This is a genomic window from Quadrisphaera sp. RL12-1S, assembly GCF_014270065.1.
GTDB lineage: Bacteria > Actinomycetota > Actinomycetes > Actinomycetales > Quadrisphaeraceae > Quadrisphaera.
The window spans coordinates 106,848-127,595 of the sequence record NZ_JACNME010000002.1; the positions used below are offsets into that span (position 1 = coordinate 106,848).

General features: G+C 75.6%; 21 protein-coding genes. 10 read left to right on the forward strand and 11 right to left on the reverse strand.

The window, feature by feature from the left end; all coding sequences use genetic code 11:
• Complete coding sequence (locus H7K62_RS03995) at positions 1 to 834, reverse strand: excalibur calcium-binding domain-containing protein (RefSeq protein ID WP_370591604.1); 834 nt, start codon at positions 832 to 834, stop codon at positions 1 to 3.
• Positions 835 to 975: 141 nt separating this feature from the next.
• Here H7K62_RS03995 and H7K62_RS04000 point away from each other — a divergent pair, with 141 nt between their 5' ends.
• From H7K62_RS04000 to H7K62_RS04015, 4 genes are all read left to right on the forward strand, one after another.
• Positions 976 to 1,659, forward strand: coding sequence for an NADPH-dependent F420 reductase (locus tag H7K62_RS04000; protein ID WP_186716656.1), 684 nt, complete (start codon positions 976 to 978; stop codon positions 1,657 to 1,659).
• 158 nt (positions 1,660 to 1,817) lie between these two features.
• Positions 1,818 to 2,819: an alpha/beta hydrolase gene (locus H7K62_RS04005; RefSeq protein ID WP_186716657.1), complete on the forward strand. Its 1,002-nt coding sequence runs from the start codon at positions 1,818 to 1,820 to the stop codon at positions 2,817 to 2,819.
• 61 nt (positions 2,820 to 2,880) lie between these two features.
• The gene (locus H7K62_RS04010) at positions 2,881 to 3,960 is read left to right on the forward strand and encodes a helix-turn-helix domain-containing protein (protein ID WP_186716658.1); all 1,080 of its coding nucleotides are present in this window, start codon (positions 2,881 to 2,883) and stop codon (positions 3,958 to 3,960) included.
• Positions 3,957 to 4,505, forward strand: a complete 549-nt coding sequence (locus H7K62_RS04015; protein ID WP_186716659.1) for an acetoacetate decarboxylase family protein — start codon at positions 3,957 to 3,959, stop codon at positions 4,503 to 4,505. The genes H7K62_RS04010 and H7K62_RS04015 overlap by 4 nt, the downstream gene beginning before the upstream one ends.
• Before the next feature lie 27 nt (positions 4,506 to 4,532).
• Here H7K62_RS04015 and H7K62_RS04020 read toward each other — a convergent pair whose 3' ends face one another.
• Positions 4,533 to 5,777 carry an LCP family protein gene (locus tag H7K62_RS04020; protein ID WP_186716660.1) on the reverse strand — a complete coding sequence of 415 codons (1,245 nt, stop codon included), beginning with the start codon at positions 5,775 to 5,777 and terminating at the stop codon, positions 4,533 to 4,535.
• 276 nt (positions 5,778 to 6,053) lie between these two features.
• Entirely contained in the window at positions 6,054 to 6,491 is a 438-nt protein-coding gene (locus tag H7K62_RS04025; protein ID WP_186716661.1) for a MarR family winged helix-turn-helix transcriptional regulator, read from the reverse strand.
• A gap of 81 nt (positions 6,492 to 6,572) precedes the next feature.
• Between H7K62_RS04025 and H7K62_RS04030 the strand changes: the two genes are divergently transcribed.
• The 3 genes from H7K62_RS04030 (at position 6,573) to H7K62_RS04040 (ending at position 9,491) form a co-directional block, all read left to right on the forward strand.
• Positions 6,573 to 8,492: an ABC transporter ATP-binding protein gene (locus H7K62_RS04030; RefSeq protein WP_186716662.1), complete on the forward strand. Its 1,920-nt coding sequence runs from the start codon at positions 6,573 to 6,575 to the stop codon at positions 8,490 to 8,492.
• Positions 8,489 to 9,223, forward strand: coding sequence for an NADPH-dependent F420 reductase (locus H7K62_RS04035; protein WP_186716663.1), 735 nt, complete (start codon positions 8,489 to 8,491; stop codon positions 9,221 to 9,223). The genes H7K62_RS04030 and H7K62_RS04035 overlap by 4 nt, the downstream gene beginning before the upstream one ends.
• A 64-nt stretch (positions 9,224 to 9,287) precedes the next feature.
• Complete coding sequence (locus H7K62_RS04040) at positions 9,288 to 9,491, forward strand: hypothetical protein (protein ID WP_186716664.1); 204 nt, start codon at positions 9,288 to 9,290, stop codon at positions 9,489 to 9,491.
• A 20-nt stretch (positions 9,492 to 9,511) separates the two neighbouring features.
• Here the strand turns inward: H7K62_RS04040 and H7K62_RS04045 are convergent, their stop codons facing one another.
• On the reverse strand, positions 9,512 to 9,970 hold the full coding sequence (locus H7K62_RS04045) for a hypothetical protein (protein WP_186716665.1): 459 nt from the start codon (positions 9,968 to 9,970) through the stop codon (positions 9,512 to 9,514).
• 151 nt (positions 9,971 to 10,121) lie between these two features.
• Between H7K62_RS04045 and H7K62_RS04050 the strand changes: the two genes are divergently transcribed.
• Positions 10,122 to 11,177, forward strand: a complete 1,056-nt coding sequence (locus tag H7K62_RS04050) for an aldo/keto reductase (protein WP_186716666.1) — start codon at positions 10,122 to 10,124, stop codon at positions 11,175 to 11,177.
• Positions 11,178 to 11,239: 62 nt separating this feature from the next.
• Here the strand turns inward: H7K62_RS04050 and H7K62_RS04055 are convergent, their stop codons facing one another.
• On the reverse strand, positions 11,240 to 11,704 hold the full coding sequence (locus H7K62_RS04055; protein ID WP_186716667.1) for a VOC family protein: 465 nt from the start codon (positions 11,702 to 11,704) through the stop codon (positions 11,240 to 11,242).
• 196 nt (positions 11,705 to 11,900) lie between these two features.
• On the opposite strand from H7K62_RS04055, the gene H7K62_RS04060 reads away from it, so the two are divergent.
• Positions 11,901 to 12,329: a very short patch repair endonuclease gene (locus tag H7K62_RS04060; protein ID WP_186717030.1), complete on the forward strand. Its 429-nt coding sequence runs from the start codon at positions 11,901 to 11,903 to the stop codon at positions 12,327 to 12,329.
• Between the two features lie 89 nt (positions 12,330 to 12,418).
• Here the strand turns inward: H7K62_RS04060 and H7K62_RS04065 are convergent, their stop codons facing one another.
• Positions 12,419 to 13,630, reverse strand: a complete 1,212-nt coding sequence (locus H7K62_RS04065; RefSeq protein WP_255479609.1) for a GGDEF domain-containing protein — start codon at positions 13,628 to 13,630, stop codon at positions 12,419 to 12,421.
• Positions 13,631 to 13,766: 136 nt separating this feature from the next.
• Between H7K62_RS04065 and H7K62_RS04070 the strand changes: the two genes are divergently transcribed.
• Positions 13,767 to 14,774 (forward strand): alpha/beta fold hydrolase, encoded by a 1,008-nt coding sequence (locus H7K62_RS04070; protein ID WP_222437068.1) that lies wholly within the window; start codon positions 13,767 to 13,769, stop codon positions 14,772 to 14,774.
• On the opposite strand, the gene H7K62_RS21475 is transcribed toward H7K62_RS04070, so the two are convergent.
• From H7K62_RS21475 to H7K62_RS04095, 5 genes are all read right to left on the reverse strand, one after another.
• Positions 14,750 to 15,292, reverse strand: a complete 543-nt coding sequence (locus H7K62_RS21475; RefSeq protein WP_222437069.1) for a sugar phosphate isomerase family — start codon at positions 15,290 to 15,292, stop codon at positions 14,750 to 14,752. The genes H7K62_RS04070 and H7K62_RS21475 overlap by 25 nt on opposite strands.
• A gap of 335 nt (positions 15,293 to 15,627) precedes the next feature.
• Positions 15,628 to 16,959 (reverse strand): L-lysine 6-transaminase, encoded by a 1,332-nt coding sequence (gene lat, locus H7K62_RS04080; RefSeq protein WP_370591632.1) that lies wholly within the window; start codon positions 16,957 to 16,959, stop codon positions 15,628 to 15,630.
• A 92-nt stretch (positions 16,960 to 17,051) separates the two neighbouring features.
• Positions 17,052 to 17,501, reverse strand: a complete 450-nt coding sequence (locus tag H7K62_RS04085; protein ID WP_186716671.1) for an Lrp/AsnC family transcriptional regulator — start codon at positions 17,499 to 17,501, stop codon at positions 17,052 to 17,054.
• 11 nt (positions 17,502 to 17,512) lie between these two features.
• On the reverse strand, positions 17,513 to 19,087 hold the full coding sequence (locus H7K62_RS04090; RefSeq protein WP_186716672.1) for a peptidase M16 family protein: 1,575 nt from the start codon (positions 19,085 to 19,087) through the stop codon (positions 17,513 to 17,515).
• Positions 19,084 to 20,673 (reverse strand): M16 family metallopeptidase, encoded by a 1,590-nt coding sequence (locus H7K62_RS04095; RefSeq protein WP_186716673.1) that lies wholly within the window; start codon positions 20,671 to 20,673, stop codon positions 19,084 to 19,086. The genes H7K62_RS04090 and H7K62_RS04095 overlap by 4 nt, the downstream gene beginning before the upstream one ends.
• Positions 20,674 to 20,748: the final 75 nt, after the last annotated feature.

Sequence of the window (20,748 nt, forward strand, 5' to 3'; positions counted from 1 at the left end):
TCACTCGCAGCCGACGCCGTCACCGTCGCGGTCGAGCTTGCGGCTGTAGCCGGGGTCGCCCACCCGCACCGGGGCGGCACCGGCGGCGCGCGCCGCGGCGCAGTTGGCGTAGGTGACCGCCGAGCCAGTCGAACCCTTCGAGGTGCCGGCCTGGTCCTGCTGCACCGGACCGGTCGAGGTCTTCGAGGAGGACGACGTGGACGCCGACGGCGCCGAGGTCGGCTTCGCCGCGGCGGCCTGCGCCGCCGTCAGCCGGGCCTGGAGGTCGTTGGCGCGAGCGGTGGCGGCGTCGGCGGAGGCCTGGGCGCCGGCGAGCGCCTTCTCGGCCGTGGCCCTCGCGGCGGTAGCGGCGTCCGCGGCCTGCTGGGCGGCGGCCATCTGGTGCTGGGCGTCAGCGATGGCGGTGTCCGCGTCGTGGACCTGCCGGACGGCCTCGTCGGCGCGGCGCTCGGCGTCGGTGGTGCGCGTGGAGCTGCCGGCCCCGCCGATGCCCATGCCCACGAGGAGCGACACCACCCCCGACACCACCGCGACGGCCGCGTACTTGCGCTTGCGCCACCGACGCGCCGGCTGTGACGCCGTCGGCGCGGGCACGTCGGGGAGCGGGCCTGTCGGCGTGGTGCCCGTCGGTGTGGTGCCCGTCGGTGTGGTGCTGTCCGGACGGGTGCCGGCCGACCTGCCGGCGCGGGTGCGTCCCGTGCGGCGGGGCAGAGGCACCGTCCCGCCGACCGTCCCGCCGAGCTGGGCCGTCGCCAGCGCGTGACCGCCCGCGGCGTCCGCCGACCCGGCGTTCCTGAGATCGGCGTTCCTGAGATCGATGGTGCGCTCGTCCACGTCCGCCCCCGGCTGCCTCGCGCCGTCCCCCGACGGCCCCTCCCGACGGTAGGGGCCGCGCCGTCACCAGCGGCGGAGCACACGCCGGTGGCGCTGCTCACAGACCGGAAGCACGGTCCCGGCGGAGGTGTTGTGCCTGGCATGAGCAGCACCACCCACACCGTCGGGATCATCGGCGCCGGCCGCATCGGCTCGGCCGTGGCGCAGCTGGCCGTGGACGCCGGCCTCGACGTGGTCATCGCCAACTCCCGTGGCCCCGAGACCCTCACCGAGCTCGTCTCCACCCTCGGGCCGCGCGCCCGCGCCGCCAGCGCGGGCGAGGCCGCGCGCGCCGGTGACGTCGTCGTCCTGACCATCCCGCTGAAGAACACCACCGACGTCGACCCGGCGCCGCTGGCCGGGAAGGTCGTCCTCGACACCGGCAACTACTACCCGCAGCGGGACGGGCAGGTGGCCGTCCTCGACGACGGCTCCACCACCTCCAGCGCCCTCACCCAGCAGCACCTGGCGGACAGCTCCGTGGTGAAGGTCTTCAACAACATCTACTCGGAGTCGCTGCGGTCCCTGGCCCGGCCCTCCGGCGACGCCGAGCGCACCGCCCTGACCGTCTTCGGGGACGACGACGACGCGAAGGCCGTGGCCGTGGCCTTCCTCGACGTCATCGGCTACGACGCCGTGGACGGCGGCGACCTCGCCGGCAGCTGGCGAGCGGAGCCGGGTCGCCCGGCCTACGGGTGGCCGTACGCCGCCGGTGACGACTTCACCACCGCCAGGCCGGCCGGCGCCGACGCGGTCCGCGAGGCCCTCGCGCGCGCGGAGCGCTGACGGCGGAGCGCTGACGACCCCGACGTCTGGCGGGCCGCTCCCGCCAGACGTCGGTGGCTCGCTGGCACCTGGGACGGGCAGGCTGCGCAGACCGGGTCCGCCGAGGGTGGCGGACGGGCAGCAGCGACAGCACCGACAGCGAGGGCGAGGGGTCGACGATGACCAGCACGAGCACGGCAGCCACCACGCAGACCGGGGGCACCACACCGGTGCCCTTCGACCCGGAGTGCGCTGCGGCGCTGGCGGCGGTGGGCGGCTTCCCACCCCTGACGCCCGACCTCATCCCGGTCATGCGGCAGGGGCTCCCGGGCCTGGAGCCGCCGTCGCTGGAGGACCTGCGGCGCGGCGGCGCCTTCGCCGTGGAGGAGCGGTCGGTGCCCGGCCCCGACGGAGCCCCGGAGGTCAGCCTGCTCATCTGCCGCCCCACCGCGGCGACCGGACCGACGCCGCTGGTCTACCACGTCCACGGCGGCGGGATGATCATCGGTGACAACCGCACCGGGGTGCTCGAGGCGCTGGACTGGGCCCAGGACCTCGGGCTCACCGTGGTCTCGGTGGAGTACCGCCTGGCCCCCGAGACCCCGCACCCCGGCCCCGTGGAGGACTGCTACGCGGGGCTCGTCTGGGCCGTGGAGCACGCCGAGGAGCTGGGGGTGGACCCCGCCCGCGTGGTGGTCGCCGGTGCGAGCGCCGGCGGTGGCCTGTCGGCCGCCCTCGCGCTGCTCGCCCGCGACCGGCGCGGGCCGGCGCTGCTCGGGCAGCTGCTCATCTACCCGATGATCGACGACCGCAACGACTCCCCGTCGGCGGTGCAGATGGCCGACACCGGCACCTGGGGGCGCACCGCCAACACCACCGGCTGGACCTCCCTGCTGGGAGACGCGGCCGGTGGGGCGGACGTCTCCCCGTACGCCGCACCGGCCCGCGCCACCGACCTGTCGGGCCTGCCGCCGGCCTTCGTGGACGTCGCGTCGGCCGAGAACTTCCGCGACGAGGACGTCGCCTACGCGGTGCGGCTGTGGCAGGCCGGCGTGCAGGCGGAGCTGCACGTGTGGCCGGGTGGGTTCCACGGCTTCGACGCGTTCGCCCCGGAGGCGCAGATCTCCCAGGAGGCCCGCGCCGCGCGGCTGCGCTGGCTGCGGCGGCTGCTCGCCGGCTGAGCTGCCGGGGCCGCCGGGCCGCCGGGCCGCCGGTGCTGCGGCGCAGGAGCAGGATGGTCCCGTGCAGCAACTGGCGCTGCGCCTGTCGGCGCTGGACCCGGAGGCCGGCGCCGCGCTGCGCGTGGTCACCTACTTCGACGAGCTGGCCGCCGGGGGAGCGGGGCTGACCGCCGTCGTCCGCGGCGCGGCCCTGCTCACCGGCAGCCCGGCCCTGCTCGTGGACCCGCGCCGCCGGCTGCGCGTGCGGGTGGAGGTGGACGGCAGCGCCACGTCCCCGCCCGGCGCCTCCCTGGTGGGCGCCTCCCCGGCCACCGCGTCCCCGGACCCCGGCTGGCTCCGGGCCCCGGTGGACGTCGTGGCCGGGGGAGGCGGGGACGGCGGGGCCGTCCTGTGGCTGGAGCGCCCCGGTCCGGCGCGCGTGGTGGACGCCGTGGTGCTGGAGCGCGCGGCGGCGCTGCTGCACGCCCTGCTGGCACGGACCAGGCCGCTGCACGACACCGCTCCCGAGCCCGACGAGGCGGCCGTGGAGGTGCTGCTCGACGACCGCGCCGACCCGGTGGCGCGCGACCGCGCCGCGAGGTCCCTCGGTCTCGGCTCGACGAGCCGGCACCGCGTGGTGGCCGCGGAGGGAGCACCACCCCGCCTCGTCAGCTCCGCCGCCTGGGGCGCCGACCTGCCACCGGTCGGGCGGGTCGGGCGGGTCGGGGTGGGGCCGGCGGCCGCACCGGACCAGCTGCCCGGGTCCTGGCAGGACGCGCAGCGGGCGCTGCGCCTGGCCGCGGACGGCACGGCTGACGACCCCGGGCCCCGGGTGGTGCTCGCCGAGGAGGTGCCGGCGCTGCTCCTGCTCGCCGACGCCGTCGGTCCGACCACCCCGCGCTCCGCCGACGTCGTCGCCCTCGACCGCGCGGCCGCGGCGGCCCCGTGGGCGCTCACCACCCTGGACGCGCTGGCCCGCAGCGCGAGCCGCCGCACGGCCGCCACCGCGCTGGGGCTGCACCACTCCACGCTCACCGAGCGCGTGCACGCCTTGGAGCGGCACCTCGGCTGGCCGCTCGACGACCCCGCCGGGCTGCTGCGGCTGTCGCTGGCGCTGGTCGTCCGGCGGCTGCACCGACACCCGCCTACTGTCGGGGGGTGAGCCCGCCGCCACCGCCGTGGACGTGCCAGCTGCGGGCCGTGGTGGTCCCGGCGCTCGTGCGGGCACCGGCGCTGCGGGCGGGGGCCTTCGCCGTCGTCGACTACGCGGACACGCCCGTCGGCGCCTACCGCGAGGCGCTGACCGCGGTGGCGCTGGGCGCCCGCAGCGGCTGGGTGCCGTGGATGGTGGTCGACTCCGAGGCCTCCCGCGCCGGGGGCCGCGAGGGGTGGGGGCTGCCGAAGGAGCTCGGCGTCATCGACACCGACCTCGCTGGTACCGGCCGCGCGCCGACCAGCGCGCGGGTGCTCGCCGAGGGGGTGGACGTCGGCGTGACGGCGCGGGTGGCGGCCGGGCCCGGCCTGCGGGTGAGCCTCACCGCGCAGCTGCGCCAGCCGCGCCGCGGTCCGGCGGTGGTGCGCTTCACCGGACGGGTGCGGCCGGCCGTCGTCGTCCTCGAGGGGACGCCACCGCGCGGCGTGCGCCCGGGACGCCGGCCCGGGGTGGCGCTCAGCGGCGAGCTGCTGGTCGGCGCCCCGAGGCCCTGAGCCCCTCCGCTGGTGCCCCGCCGAGGCTCAGGTGACGGTGCAGGCGTCGTCCGAGCCGGTCAGGGACGGCGTCAGCGGGGCGGACGGCGTGGACGCGGACGGGCTCGGCGTCGTCGTCGGGTGGTGGCCGGAGCCCTTGCTGCTGCTGTGCGACGGGCTGGCGGACGGGGTCGGCGACGCGGACGGCTGCGACGCGGCGCTCGAGGACGCCGCGCTGGTCGGGTCGACGTCGTCCGCGAGGTCCTTGAACAGGTTCCCGGCGGCAGGCTGGCTCCACAGCACGTTGGCCGTGTCGGACTTCACCACCTCACCGCGGGGGAAGTTGGGAACGGTGAAGAACTGCAGCTGGCTCGGCGGCAGCGACTTCACCGACTCCGCCAGCGACGCCAGCGACGTGAGGCTGCCCAGCCCGGAGTCGGTGGTGATGGACTTGGTGGCGGCGTCGAGGAAGCCGTACATCGCGGTGGGGTCGGTGAGCTCGCTCTGCGCGGTGCGGGCCATCGAGGCGAGAAACTGCTGCTGGCGGTTGATGCGGCCCAGGTCGGAGCCGTCACCGATGGCGTGGCGCTCGCGGACGAACGCGAGCGCCTGCTCGCCCTCGAGCTTGTGCTGGCCCGCGGGCAGGTCGAGGTTGGCCTTAGGGTCCACCACGGGCTGGGTGGTGCAGATCGGCACGCCGCCCAGCGCGGTGGTCATGTCCTTGAAGCCCTCGAAGTTGACCACCACGAAGTGGTCGATGTGCACCCCGGTTGCGGCCTCGAGGGTCTTGATGGAGCACGCGGCGCCGCTGGCGGCGCCGCCGTGCAAGGACCCGAGGGTGAACGCCTCGTTGATCTTGCCCTTGGTGGGCCCGGTGGTGGTGCCGTCGCTGCCGGTGCAGCTGGGGATGGACGTCCACGAGTCGCGCGGGATGCTCACCGCCGCCGCCCACTTCCGGTCCGCGGACAGGTGCACCAGCATCATGGTGTCCGACTGCGCGGTGGTGAGGTCGGCGCCGTACTCGGTGCCGGTGCCGGCGCGGCTGTCCGAGCCGAGCACGAGGATGTTCTCGGCGTCCTTGGCCACCACGGCGGGCCGGTCCGTGCCCAGCTGGCTGCTGATGTCGGCGCTGGTGATGTTGCTGTCGAGGTGGCGGTACACGCCGTACGCGGTGGCGGCGCCGCTCAGCACCACCACCGCCGCGACCGCGCCCACGATGCGCAGGGTCCGGCGGCGGCGCCGCAGCATGCGGGCGCGCGGCGAGGCGTCGTCGGACACGGCGTGGGAGGGCACCCCACGACGGTAGGTGGCCTGCGGCGCCGAGCATCACCAAAACGGCACCACCCCAGCGACGGCTCAGCAACCTCTCAGGTGGTGGCGGCCTCGGCGACGATGGTGGTGAAGGCGTCGCCGATCTCGTCCTCGACGGGTGCGTCACCCTCGCCGAGCTCCCTGCGCGTGTCCTCCACGGTGGCGTCCTCCCCGGTCGCGGGCGTCGGGGCGGCGGGCTCGGCCTCGGAGGCCGACGCTAGGTGCAGCGGGCCCGGACCGCCCCCGCAGCGCCCGCCGTCACTCCTGCGGGGCCAGGCGGTGCAGCAGTGACGCCAGCAGGCTGCGCTCGCCGTCGGAGAGGGCGCCGAACAGCTCCGCCGCCGCCTGCGCCCGGGCCCGCTCCGCGTGCGCCACCGCCTCCTGCCCCGCGCCGGTGAGGACGACGACGACGGCGCGCCGGTCCGCCGGGTCCGCGCGGCGCTGCGCGAGGCCGCGGTCGGCGAGGCCGTCGACCACCTCGGTGGCCGAGCGCGGCGCGATGCGCAGCGCGGCCGCCAGCTCGGAGACGCGGACGCCGTCCTCGCGTGAGAGGACCCGCAGCGCGCGGGCGTGGTGCGGGGACAGCCCGGCGGGCTCGAGCGCGCTGTGGAACCCGCGGCGCAGGTGCCGTGCCGCACCGAGCAGCGCGTCGGCCAGCTCGGCGCTGCTGCCCTCGGGGCCGCCGCTGGGAGTCACCGGGGAATGCTAGCGCGCACTCTTGTGCTTACCTCTTCGTGAGGTAACCTCAGCAATGTTCCCGCTCTCGACCGGAAGGACGTGGTCACCACGTCGAGCCCCACCCTCAGCCCACCCGTCCCCACCACCACGCCCGGTAACCCCGGCGGTCCCGGCGGCCGAGGCCCGCGCGGCGGCCGCGGCCCCGCGCGCACCGACCCCGCGGACCGCGAGCAGCTCCGCCGCTCGCCCGTCTCCCTGGGCCGCATCGCCTCCCTCTTCGCGCCGCACCGCTGGCAGGTCGCGCTCGTCGTCGTCCTCATCGTCGCCTCGTCGGTGGTGTCGCTGGCCACGCCGTTCCTGGTCCGCACGGTCATCGACGACGCCCTGCCGCACGCCGACGTGCGCCTGCTCGCCCTCGCCGTGGCCGGCATGGTGGCCGTCGCCGCCACCACCTCGCTGCTGGGCGTGGTGCAGACGTGGATCTCCACCGGTGTCGGCCAGCAGGTCATGCACCGGCTGCGCACGTCGGTCTTCACGCACCTGCAGCGCCAGTCGATGGACTTCTTCACCCGCACCCGCGGCGGCGAGATCACCTCCCGCCTCACCAACGACATCGGCGGGATGCAGTCCGTGGTGACCTCCACCGCGACGTCGCTGGCGTCCAACGCCACCACCGTGGTCGGCACCGCGGTGGCCATGGCGGCGCTGTCGTGGCGGCTGTCGCTGCTCACGCTCGTGGTGCTGCCGCCCGCGGTGTGGCTGACCCGGCGCGTGGCGCTGCTGCGCCGCTCCATCACCTCCGCCCAGCAGCGGCGCCTCGCCGACCTGCAACACCAGGTGGAGGAGTCGCTGTCCGTCTCGGGCGCGCTGCTCACCAAGACCCTCGGCACCGCCGACGCGCAGGCGCAGCGCTTCGCGGCTACGTCGGCGGAGCTGGTGGACCTCGAGGTCCGCTCCTCCCTGGCCGGGCGGTGGCGCATGGCCACCATGAACGTGGTGTTCGCCGCCATCCCCGCCGCGATCTACCTCGCCGCCGGGCTGCCCGTCACCTCCGGCGGGATGACCGTCGGCACGCTGGTCGCCTTCACCGCCCTGCAGGCCGCGATCTTCAGGCCGCTCATGGGCCTGCTCGACGTGGGCGTGCAGCTCACCGCCTCGATGGCGCTGTTCAGCCGCGTCTTCGAGTACCTCGACCTCGCCGTCGACATCGCCGACCCCGAGCACCCCGTGCCGATGGAGGCCGCGCGCGTGCGCGGCGAGGTGCGCTTCGAGGGCGTCTCCTTCACCTACCCCGGCGCCGACCGCTCGGCGCTGAGCGACGTCGACGTGGTGGTCCCCGCCGGCACCTCGCTGGCGCTGGTCGGCGCCACCGGCTCCGGCAAGTCGACGCTGGCCTCGCTCGTCGCGCGCCTGCACGACCCGACGCACGGGCGGGTGCTCCTGGACGGCGTGGACCTGCGCGAGGTGTCCCTCGCGGCGCTCGCGTCCGTGGTCGGCGTGGTCTCGCAGGAGACGTACCTGCTGCACGCCACGGTGCGCGAGAACCTGCGGCACGCCAGGCCGTCCGCCACCGACGCCGAGGTGGAGCAGGCCGCGCGCCGCGCCCAGGTGCACGACGTCATCGCTGCCCTGCCCGACGGGTACGACACCCTCGTCGGCGCCCGCGGGCACCGCTTCTCCGGCGGCGAGCAGCAGCGGATCGCCATCGCCCGCACGCTGCTGCGGGACCCGAAGGTGCTCGTCCTCGACGAGGCCACCTCGGCGCTGGACAACACCACCGAGCGGGCCGTGCAGGCCGCGCTCGACGAGGTCCGCCGCGGCCGGACGACGATCATGATCGCCCACCGCCTGTCCACCACGGCCGGCGCCGACCGGATCGCGGTGCTCGACGGCGGCCGCGTGGTCGAGCAGGGCCCGCGCGCGGAGCTGCTGGCCTCCGGCGGAGCCTTCGCGGCGCTGGTCGCTGCCGGTGGCGCGCCGGGAAGGGCGCAGTCCGGGGAGGTGTTGGCACTCGCATGAGCACCACCGAGACCCCCGGGTCCAGCAGCCTGACCGTCGGCATCATCGGCGCCGGCAACATCGGCAGCACCCTCGCCAAGCTCGCGGTCGACGCGGGCCACCGCGTGGTCATCGCCAACTCCCGCGGCCCCGAGACCCTCGCGGACCTCGTCGCCCAGCTCGGCGAGGGCGCCCGCGCGGCCACGGCCGCCGAGGCCGCGCAGGCCGGCGACCTCGTCGTCGTCACCGTCCCGCTGAAGAACTACCGCGAGCTGCCCGCCGAGCAGCTGGCGGGCAAGGTCGTCCTGGACACCAACAACTACTACCCCGACCGCGACGGCCGGATCGCCGAGCTCGACGACCACAGCGCGACCACCAGCGAGCTGGTGGCTCGCCACCTGGCCGGTGCGTCCGTGGTGAAGGTCTTCAACAACATCTTCTTCGTCGCGCTGGCCGCCCTGTCCGCGCCGGCCGGTGACCCGGCGCGTGCGGCCCTGCCGATCTTCGGGGACGACGACGACGCGAAGGCCACCGCCACCCGCTTCCTCGACAGCATCGGCTACGACGCGGTGGACGGCGGGCCCCTGGCGCGCAGCTGGCGCTCCGAGAACGGCCGCCCGGTCTACGTCATGCCGTACGCGACCAACGGCGACGTCAGCACGCCCGCCCCGGCCGACGCCGCGACGGTGCGCTCGCTGCTCGAGGCCGCCGAGCTGCACGACCCGGCGCAGCAGCCCAAGCCCCTCAGCTGAGGTCGCGCACCGCGGCCACGGCCGACCGCGTGGTCTGACCGGGTGTCATCGCCGCTCACGGTGTGTGGGCGGCGATGACACCGGGCACTTCCCGACCATGGCGGTGGACGGGGTCAGCGCGGTCGGCGGTGCGGGCGCAGGTCAGCCCGGTCTCCAGGAGGAGTACCGGGCTGAGCTGCTGGCGCGGCTGCGCGAGCGCCGTCGACAGCGCCAGGCCCTGCTGCCCCAGCGCGAGCCGCGCCCTGCCAAGGGCCAGCCGCGCCGCTGACCCTCGGACGGGGCTGAGCCTCAGGCGGCGGACGCCTCCACGGCGAGGTCCTCGGCCAGGGCCTGGCGCAGGTCGGGGCGCAGGGGCTCACCCATGGCCCAGAGCAGCCTCGCGGCCAGGCCCGCGGGCACCGTGCCGGTGGCCTCGCGCCGCGTCATGCCGCGCACCACGTCGTAGGGGACGTGCGCGGCCACGGCGAGGTCGCGCAGCGCCTTCGGGCCGAGGGGGCCGGCGTCCTCCAGCCACTCCGCGATCGTCTCGCGCATCGCCGCGGCCGTGACCGTGGTGCGCATGCGGTCGGAGACGGGCTTGGCCGGCAGGTGCAGCTGCGACGGCGAGGGCAGGGGCCGGACCGGGGTCTCGACGCTCCGGACGGGCGCCGTGCTGCTGCCCCGGCTCGTCGTGCTGCTCGTGCTGCTCGTGCTGCTGGTCGCCGTCGTGCTCGTCCTCGTGCTGCGGCGTGTGCTCGCGGTGCTCACCTTCTCGTGCGCCCCCTCAGGTGGCTGGTGCTGGACGGCCGGTACGGCCCGCCCACTGGTGTCAACACCTGTTCGACGCCGTTCAGTCCTCGGTGTGGTCGCGGCCACCTGCCGCGCGGGGTGATCTGGGCCACCTGCGAGGCTGGACGGCATGGAGCAGCGAGCGCTCGGACGGTCGGGCCTGAAGGTCTCGACGATGACCATGGGGACGGCCACCTTCGGCGGCGGCCTGGCGGCCTTCGGCAACACGCAGCTGGACGGCGCGCAGCGCCAGCTGGCGATGGCGAAGGACGCCGGCGTGACGCTGGTGGACACCGCTGACGCCTACTCGACGGGGTTGTCGGAGGAGATCGTCGGGAAGGCCCTCGCGGGTCAGCGCGACGACTGGCTGATCGCCACTAAGGTCCGCTTCCCCATGGGGGACGGGCCCAACGACCGCGGCCTGTCGCGCCACCACGTCATCAGCGGCTGCGAGGCGAGCCTGCGCCGCCTCGGCACCGACCACATCGACCTCTACCAGATGCACGAGTGGGACGGGCAGACGCCGGTGGAGGAGACCCTCGCGGCGATGCAGCACCTCGTCGACTCCGGCAAGGTCCGCTACGTCGGGGTGTCCAACTTCTCCGCGTGGCACCTCATGAAGATGCTCGGTGCGGCCGAGCGCGACCGGCTCGTGAGCCCCGTCGCCCAGCAGATCTACTACACGCTCGAGAGCCGCGAGGCGGAGAACGAGCTGCTGCCGCTCGCCGCCGACCAGGGCCTGGGCGTGCTCGTCTGGAGCCCGCTCGCCGGCGGGCTGCTGTCGGGCAAGTACACGCGCGGCGCCGACGGCCAGGTCCAGGGCCCGCAGGGCTCACGCCACCTCGGTGACTGGCACGAGCCGCCGGTGAACACCCCCGACCGGCTCTTCGCCACCATCGACGTGCTGCGCGAGGTGGCCGCCGGCCGCGGCGTCTCCGGCGCGCAGGTGGCGCTGGCGTGGCTGCTGACCCGCCCCACCATCACCTCGGTGATCCTCGGCGCCCGCACCGAGGAGCAGCTGGCCGACAACCTCGCGGCGGCCTCGCTGCAGCTGACCGACGACGAGGTCGCGGCCCTGGAGTCCGTCAGCCGGCCGCCCCTGCAGTACCCCTACTGGCACCAGAAGATGACCGCGTCCGACAGGCTCGGGCCCGCGGACCAGGTGCTGCACGGCAACCACGCCTGACGGCCCTCGCCGTCGTCGTCCTGGTCTCCGGGGAGCCAGGACGACGACGGCGGCCGGGCGGGTCAGCCCAGCGGGGCGGTGAGCTCGAGGTTGATGTCGTCGGGGTCCTGGATGCTCAGGACGGCCATCTCCTGCGCGGGGATCTCGATGACCTCGCCGTGCTCGATGCCGGCGGCGGCCAGGCGGGCCGAGGCGGCGTCGAGGTCGGCGCGGGAGCCGACGGCCAGGCTGATGTGGTCCAGGCCGGGTCGCTCGGGGCTGAACGTCTGCCCGGAGGCGCCCGGCACCGGGCGCAGGCCCAGGATCTGGTCGCCCAGGGCGAAGACCGCGCCGCCGAAGAGCTTCTGCGGGTCCTCCACCGCGCCGGGGTCGCTGCTGAGCTCGGACGTCTTGTCGACGGCGGGCTCGGCACCGACCAGCGCCGTGTAGAAGGCCTTCGACCGCTCGATGTCCGTCACCGACAGGCGGACGTGGTGGATGCCGCGGGGCTGGGCCAGCGGCTGGGTGGTCTGCGTCGTGTCGCTCACGACGGGTCCCCTACCCGCCGGAGATCGCCTCACACGCCGGATGTCAGAGGCGGCGGGCAGGGTGAGCGGCGTGGCGGACGGGGTGGTTTTGGGCGGGCCGGTCCCGGGCGGGCCGGTCCCGGGCGGGCCGGTGCGGACGCGGCCGATCGTCGTGCCGCCGGCGCCGCCGCCGTCCACCCCGGCTGCGGCGCGCACCATGCGGGCCAACCGGCGACGCGACACCGCCCCGGAGCTGGCCGTCCGGCGCGAGCTGTTCCGGCGCGGCCACCGCTACCTCGTGGACGCCACCCCCGCCGGAACCAGCCGGCGCCGCCGCGCGGACGTGGTGCTGCGCGGTCGGCGCGTGGCGGTGTTCGTCGACGGCTGCTTCTGGCACTCCTGTCCTGTCCACCTGCACGTGCCGAAGGCCAACCGCGCGTGGTGGGAGGTGAAGCTCGCCAGCATCCGCGAGCGGGATGCTCGCACCGACGCCGAGCTGCTCGCGGCCGGGTGGCTGCCCCTGCGGGTGTGGGAGCACGAACGGGCAGCCGACGCCGTGGACAGGATCGAGGCCGCCCTCGCGGAGCGCCCCCGCTGGGCAGGGTCGCGTCCGGTGGGCACGCTGACGTCCGCATCGCGGCGCTGACCCGGACGCCAGGCTCCCCACCGGACGTCAGCCTGCCCGCACGGAGGTGGCGCGCAGAGCCATGATCGTCGGGTCAGGGGCGGGGCGGGTCAGGGGATGGGCGGCACGGCGGTGCTGGGGAGGGCGACCACCGGGTCAGCGGGCAGCGTCACCACGGACGGCTCGGGCCCGGTGGTGGCAGCAGCAGCAGCAGCGGCGGCGGCTGTCGGCGCCGGCTGCGCCTCGTCGGCGAGCGTGGCGACCGTGGTGAGCGGCCCGCTGTGGCAGACGCGGTTGCGTCCGGTGCGCTTGGCCTCGTAGAGCGCTGCGTCGGCGCGGTCGAGCAGGCGCGCCGACAGCTCCGAGGCGCTGCCGTCGGTGGTGCGCGGCGGAGCGGGCGTGCTCGCCGTCCCCAGGCTGACGGTGACGCGGGGCAGGCCCGGCTCGTCGACGGCCTCCACCGCCACCCGCAGCCGCTCCGCCAGACGCGTCACGCGCCGCGCCTCCCCGCGGGCCACCAGCGCGATCTCCTCCCCGCCCCAGCGGACGAGCAGGTCGTCCTCGCGGACGGTGCCGCGCAGCGCGTCGGCCACGGCGACGAGCACGCGGTCTCCGACGAGGTGGCCGTGGGTGTCGTTGACGCGCTTGAAGTGGTCGACGTCGGCCACCACCACCGACACGTGCTCACCTGCGCGCGACGCCGCCCTCACCAGCGGACCCACCCGCATCGCCAGCCCGTGCCGGTTGAGCAGGCCCGTCAGCTCGTCCAGCCCCGCCGCCCGGGCGGCCGCGGCCCGCGCCGCGTCGAGCTGCTGCGCCAGCGCCCACACCACGCCCACCACCACCGCGGGCACGGCGGCCATCGCCGCTGAGGCGATGAGGGTGAGCAGCGACGGCGGCTCCCACGCGGCGAACACCAGCGGCGCCCCCAGGCACGCCAGCGCGGTCAGCGAGACCAGGCCCCACCGCCGCAGGTGCATGACCCCGACCACCGGGATCGCGGTCAGCACCGACGCGCTGAGCCACTGCCACCCGAGGTCGGGCTGCACCACGCCGGACACCGCGGTGGCCAGGGCGCCGCAGTGCAGCAGCACCCCGGCCTCGGCGTCACCGACGCGGCCGCGGCGCACGAGGTGGACGGCGGCGGCGGCAGCCGCGGCGCACGTGCCCGCCACCACGCCGCGCGCGATCGCCAGCCCACCGCCGGAGGCCACGTCCACGGTGAGCACCAGCGCGCTCGAGGCAGCGGCGAGCGCCGCGAGGAGCGCCAGCACCGCGGTGCGCCACTCCAGGCGGCGGACCACCGGCCACCCGCGCCACATCACGCGCCCATCATGGCGGTGGACCCCGACACGGGCTCCCGATGTCCCACGTCCGGCAGACGGCGCAGCACCTACCGCTGCCGTCCGGGGACGGACAGGATCGGGGGCGACCGACCCTCGACGAGGAGGACCTGCGGTGCCCGACCAGTACTTCGACCTCGGTGACCTGCCCCTGGCCAGCGGACACGTGCTCCCCGGGGCGCGGCTCGCGTACCAGACGGCGGGCACGCTGAACGACTCCCGCAGCAATGCCGTGCTGCTGCCGCACATGTACTCCGGGACGGCGGACTTCATGCACGCCTTCATCGGCGAGGGCCGCCCCCTCGACCCGAGGCGGTACTTCTTCGTGCTGCCCGCGCAGCTGGGGAGCGGGACGTCGTCGTCGCCGAGCACCACGCCGCCGCCGTACGACCGGGGCGCCTTCCCCCCGGTGGCCATCAGCGATGACGTCCGCGCACAGCACCGGCTGCTCACCGACCACCTCGGCATCAGTCGGCTCGCGATGGTCAGTGGCTGGTCGATGGGCGGGCAGCAGACGCTGGAGTGGGCGGTGCGCTACCCCGACCTCGTGGAACGGGCGGTACCGTTCGCCGCGACGCTGCGCAACCCCGACCACTGCACCGTCTTCTGCCAGCTCCACACCGACGCCCTGCGCAGCGACCCGGCCTGGAACGGCGGGTTCTACGAGCGAGCCTCGGACGTGCACGTGGGCCTGCGCCGCCACGCCCAGGCGTTCGCGCTCATGGGCGCGAGCTCCCACATGTACCGCCAGGAGGCCTGGCGCGAGCTGGGCTTCACCTCGCGGGACGGCTTCGTGCAGGGCTTCCTGCAGGCGTACTTCCTGCCCATGGACCCCAACGACCTGCTCTGCCAGGCGCACAAGTGGGCCACGAGCGACGTGTCCGCCGACCACGGCGGAGACCTGGACGCCGCCGCGGCGCGGATCACCGCGCGGGTGACCGACGTCGCCTTCACGGGAGACCTGTTCTTCCCGCCCGAGGACGTCCGCGCCGACGCCGAGCGCATCCCCGGCGCGAGGTACGAGGAGATCGGCTCGGTGTGGGGCCACTTCACGATGTTCAACCTGCGCGAGGCCGACACCGCTCAGATCGATGCCGTCTACGCGGAGGCGCTGGCCTCGTGACCCGTCCCGCTGGACCGGGCCGCTGAGGCGGCGGCCCGGTCCACGAGGAGGCGCGGGGCCGCGCAGTCGGACAGGACGGTGGCCGGCCACGCCGGGTCGTAGCGCTCGGCGGCGGTCAGCCGCGCCACCGCGGCGCCCTTGCCGGCGCCGTGGCAGAACATGAGCACCGAGCGCGACAGGTCGCGGAGGGTCGCCACGCCCACGCTCACCCCGTGCCGCGGCACGTTCGCCAGGTCCCCGCCGAAGCTCGGGAACGTGCCGAGGTTGTCGCGCCGGGTGCTGTCCGGCAGCTCCACCACCCGGGTCACCGCGTCGGGCGGCGTGCCCGGCGGGTTGAACGCCACGTGGCCGTCGCTCGCGCCGCTGGCCAGCAGGAACAGGTCGACGCCACCCACGGCGGCGATCCGCGCGTCGTACGCCGCCGGGCCACCCGGAGCGGCGGGGTCGGGCAGCCACAGCGCGTCGTCGGCGGGGCCGCGCCCGGCGCCCGCGGCGCGCTGCAGCGGCTCGAGCACCACCTCCCGGCCGTACCGCGCGCACGAGTGCCGCGCGGCCGGGTCCTCGAGCGCGAGCCCGGGCCCGTCGTCGTCCTCCTGCGGTGCGCGGGGGGACCAGGTACTCGTCCATGAGGACGACGACGAGCCGGCTGACGTCGAGCCGCTCCGCCGCCACCCGGCGGGCCAGGGCGGCGTAGGTGGTGGCCGGGCTGCGCCCCGTCGGGCAGCCGAGGACGAACGCGTCGGCACCGCGGGCGCGGGCGGCCGCGAGCCCCTCGACGACGACGGCGGCGGCCGCCTCGCCGAGGGCCTCGGGGGAGGGCAGGACGGTGGGCTCGACGCGCACCGCCCCGACGCTAGGCGGCGAGCCGGGTGAGCACGCGGTCGAGGGCGTCGACACCGGCGTCGAGCTCGTCCGGGGTCACCGCCAGTGACGGGCGGAAGCGCAGGCTGCGGGTGCCGCACCCGAGCACGAGCACGCCCTCGTCCTTGAGCGCCGCGACCACCGCGTTCCGGGTGGCGGCGTCGGGGAGGTCCACGGCGCACATGAGACCGCGGCCGCGGGGGTGCGTCACCACCGCGTGGCGGGCGGCGAGGTCCTCCAGGCGCGTGAGCAGCTGGGCGCCCAGCAGGCCGGCGCGCTCCACCAGGCCCTCGGACTCGATGACCTCGAGGATGCGCTGCGACCTGACCATGTCGGTGAGGTTGCCGCCCCAGGTGGAGTTGATGCGCGAGCTCACAGCGAAGACGTTGTCGGGCACCTCGTCGACGCGGCCGCCGGCCATCACCCCGCAGACCTGCGCCTTCTTGCCGAAGGACAGGACGTCGGGGACCACGCCCAGCTGCTCGAAGGCCCACGTGGTGCCGGTCATCCCGACGCCGGTCTGCACCTCGTCGAGCACGAACAGCGCGTCGTTCTCGTGGCACAGCTCCTTCATGAGCCGCAGGAACCGCGGGCGGAAGTGGCGGTCGCCGCCCTCGCCCTGGATCGGCTCCATGATGAAGCAGGCGATGTCGTGCGGGTTGGCCGCGAAGGCCGCGCGGGCGGCGGCGAGCGCGGCGTCCTCGGCGCGCTCGACGGCGTCGTCGTCGCCGAGGCCGGTGTGCGGGGCGGGGATGCGCGGCCAGCCGAACTGCGGGAAGCGCGCGGTCTTGTTCGGGTCGGTGTTGGTCAGCGACAGCGTGTAGCCGGAGCGGCCGTGGAAGGCGCCCTCCAGGTGCATCACCTGCGTGCCGAGCGCCGGGTCGAGGCCCTTGCTCTCGTTGAGGCGGCTCTTCCAGTCGAAGGCGACCTTGAGGGCGTTCTCGACGGCGAGGGCGCCGCCGTCGATGAAGAACAGGTGCGGCAGGTCCGGGTGGCCGACCACGCGGGCGAAGGTGTCGACGAACTCCGCCAGCTGCGTGGTGTAGATGTCGGAGTTGGACGGCTTGTGGACGGCCGTGGCCTGGAGCTTCGCGAGGAAGGCCGGGTCGTCGGTGAGCCCGGGGTGGTTGGTGCCGATCGGGTTGGACGCGAAGTACGTGAACAGGTCGAGGTGCTCGCGGCCCGTGGTGGCGTCGCGCAGCCAGGAGCCGTGGGAGCCGGCCAGGTCGACGACGAGGTCGTACCCGTCCACGAGGAGGTGGCGCGACAGCGACGCCAGGACCTCGCGGGGGTCGATCGTCGAGCTGGTGGTGGTGTGCGTCATCACGGCCATGCCGGGACTCTAGAGGTCGATGACCCGCCTGGAAAGCGTCAGGCAGGCCGATCGCCTGCCAGATGCTTGATGTGGAGGCGGATCTACTGCTCGGGGGCGGTGGCGCGCTCGAAGAACGTCTGCAGCACCACCGTGCTGCGGGTGCGCACCGACGCCGCCTGGCGGATCCGCTGCAGCAGGTCCTCCAGGGCCCGCGGCGAGGCCACCCGCGCCATGAGCAGGTAGCTGGCGTCACCGGCCACCGAGTAGCAGGCGCTGATCTCCGGCAGGTGCTCCAGGCGGCGCGGCGCGTCGTCCGGCTGGGCCGGGTCGAGCGGGGTGATCTCGATGAACGCGGCCAGCGGCTGGCCCACGGCCTCCGGGTCCACCACGGCCCGGTAGCCGGTGATGACCCCCTCGGCCTCCAGGCGGCGCACCCGCGCCTGCGTGGCCGACGTGGACAGGCCGGTCTGGCCGGCCAGCTGGGCGAAGGTGGCCCGGCCGTGGTCGCTGAGCGCGCGGACGAGGGCCAGGTCCGTGGCGTCGAGGGTCATGGCGGGAGAACCTAGCGGCGCCCGGCGACAGCGCGGCGCATGCGCTCGGTGTGCGGGGCCAGCCGGCGCAGCACCTCCTCCAGCACGGGCCGCCCGTAGCAGTGCGGGTGCACCCAGATGTGGCACGTGTCCAGCCCGAGGACGACCACGCCGGGGCCGCCGTCCTTCTCGACGACGCCGACGACGTCCTCCCAGCGGACCTCGTGCACGATGCCCGTCTCGTCCCGCTGGGCGATGCTGTGCTCGCCGAGCACGAGCGTGCGGTCCGCGCACGTGCGCGCCAGCCGGCGCCACAGCGGCGGACGCAGCTGGCGCCCCGGCGGCAGCTCGGCCACCTCAGGGCACCAGGGCCTGCGGCTGATGGGCGCCACCTGCTGCGCGGACTCCGGGAGCCGCGCGCCCTCGGGCACCACCAGCAGCGCCCGGCGCGCAGCCGTGGCCAGCAGGTCGCGCACGTCCTCGCGCGTGGTCCGCGCGACGCCCGCCGCGATCTGCGCCAGCGCGGTGGCACCCGGCCGCCCGGCCGCGACACCGATCGCGGTCTCGGCCGCCAGGCGGAACGGCTCGTTCTCCGCGACGTCCTCGTCGGTCGGGTCGACGCGGTCGGCGTAGGCCCGCAGCACGTCGTCGAGCTCGGCCTGCGCCGGGCCGTTCGCGGCGAGGTCGCCCAGCTGCTCCCAGACCAGGCGGGCCGCCTCGCCGGCGCTGTCCTCGGGACCGTCGACGGCGAGGGTGAAGACGTCACCGTCAGGGCCGTCGACGGTCTCGGACACCACCGAGAAGGTCAGCTCCGCGTGGTTCCGCTCGACCTCCTCCAGGCGCTCGGCCAGCAGCGTCTGGGCGACGCGGACCGCGTGGTCGTCGGGGTCGAGGCCGTCGAGCAGCAGGGCCACCCCGGGCGAGGGGGCGTCCTCCACCCACTCCGGCCCGTCCCCGAGCCGAGGCCGCGGGAACCGGCGCGGTGCCGAGGCGTCCGCAGGGGAGGGCCCGCCGGGGCGCAGCGGGAGCTCGAGCCCCTCGGGCAGCGGCCCCAGGACGCCGATCGCCGCGCGCCCGGCGGTGAAGTGGGCGGCGACGTGCGCGGCCACGCCCTGCGCGGTGTGCACCAGCGGGCCGTAGCCCGGCGTGACCACCAGGCCGGCACCGGCGAAGCCGTAGCGGGCCGCCCACGCCGCCGCCGTGGTCAGGTCGGCGCCGACGCTCGCCTCGGTGGCCACCACGTCCTTCTCGCGGTCGAGGTGGTCCAGCGGCAGGTCCGCCAGGGCGGTGCACACCCGGCGCAGGAAGGCGCCCACCTCGTCGGGGCGGCCGTGGGCGTAGAAGGCGGTGTGGTCGACGGTCACCGTGGCGTTCGCGTCGAGGTGGGACTTCGGCAGCTGCGCCATGACGAGGTGCTCGACGAGGTGGGTCAGGCCGATCGTCTCGAAGGACTCGTCCTGCAGCCCCACCCCGAAGAACAGGACGGCGCGGGTCTTGGACGGGCCGGGCTGGTGGAACACCCGGACGCCGTCGACCACCAGCTCGCGCGGCCCGGACGCGGGCTGCGGCTCGGCCTCCACCTGCTCCTCCAGCGGCTCGGCGCTCACGAGGCACCGCCCTGGGCCGGGACCAGCTGTTCCGGGACGTGCTGGGTCGGTGCGGCCTGCTCCCGCGCGCCCTGCTCCCGCGCGCCCTGCACCCGCCGGAGCCGCTCCACCTTCGGCGCCAGGCGGCGCACCACCTCGTCGTAGGCCTCCTGGCCGCAGGAGCGCGGGTGCACGGCGATGAGGCACAGGTTCTGCCCCAGCACCACGAGGCCGCCGTCGGCGTGGGGCAGCTCGCTGACACTCGCCACCTCGTCCCAGCGGACCTCGTGCACCACGTCGTCCTCGTCCTGCAGCGCGATCGACTCCTGCGACAGCACGACCCCGCGCCGGGCGACCTTCCAGCGCAGCCGGTCCAGCAGCGGCGGCCGCAGGCGGCGGCCCGGCGGGAGGGCGGGGACCTCCGCGCACCACCGCCGCTCGGTGATCGGCGCCGCCTGCTGCGCCGCGTCGGGGAGCCGGACGTCCTCGGGCACCAGGAGGAGCGCCCTCCGCGCGGCCTGCGCGAGGCGGTCGCGCACGGCCTCGCCCGTCACCCCGTCCAGGGCGGCGCGGACCTCCTCCAGCGGCCGAACGCGCCCGTAGAGCACGGTGTTGAAGGCCCACCGGAAGGGCTCGTTCCGGGCGACGTCCTCGTCCGCGGCGTCCAGCTCCGCGGCGTCGCCGGTGACGGCGTGGTCGAGCTCGGCCGAGGTCGGGCCGTTCGCGACGAGGTCGGCCAGCTGCTCCCACACCAGGGCGGCCACCTCGGCGCCCCGGTCCTCCAGGACGTCGAGGGCGAGGGTGAACACGTCACCGTCGGCCCCGTCGAGCATCTCGGAGACGACCGAGTACGTCAGGCCGCGCCCGGTGCGTGCCACGTCGCGCAGGCGCTCGCAGAGCACCGACCAGGCGACGTCCGCTGCGCGGTCGTACGGCGCGAAGCCGTCCAGCAGCAGGGCGACGCCGGAGACCGGACCCTCCAGCCACTCGGGACCGTCACCGAGGCGCGGCTGCGGGTGGCGGTGCGGGGACGGGGACGTCACCGTGTCGGGACGCAGCGGCAGCGCCAGCTGCTCGGGCAGCGGGCCCAGCACGCCGAGTGCGGCCCGCCCCGCGCTGAAGTGCTCCGCCGCGTGGGCGAGGACCTCCTCCGCGGTGAGCGACTCCACGCCGTACCCGTCGGTGAGGGCCAGGCCGGGACCGGTGAAGCCGTAGCGGGCCGCCCACGCCGCCGCCATGCTCGGGTCCGCCCCCGCCGTGCCCTCCGCGGCGAGCGCAGCCTTCTCCCGCTCGAGGCGGTCGAGCGGCAGGTCGGCCAGCGCCTCGCAGACCCTGCGCAGGAAGACGCCGACCTCCTCGGGGCGGCCGTACGCGGAGAACGCGGTGTGGTCGACGGTCACGCCGGTCTCCGCCTCGAGGCGGGACGCGGGAAGGCTCGCCGTCACGAGGTGCTCGACGAGGTGGGTCAGACCCACGGTCTCGAAGGTCTCGTCGCGCAGTCCCACCCCGAAGTACAGGGTGGCCCGGGTCTTGGACCCCCCGGGCAGGTGGAAGACCCGGACCCCGTCGACGACCAGCTGCTGCAGCTCGACCTGCTCGGCGCTCACCCGGCGGACGCTAGGTGATCACCCCCCGGTCAGGCGAGGGCCTTTCCCGTCCGGCCGACCGCCGCGGCTGGTCGG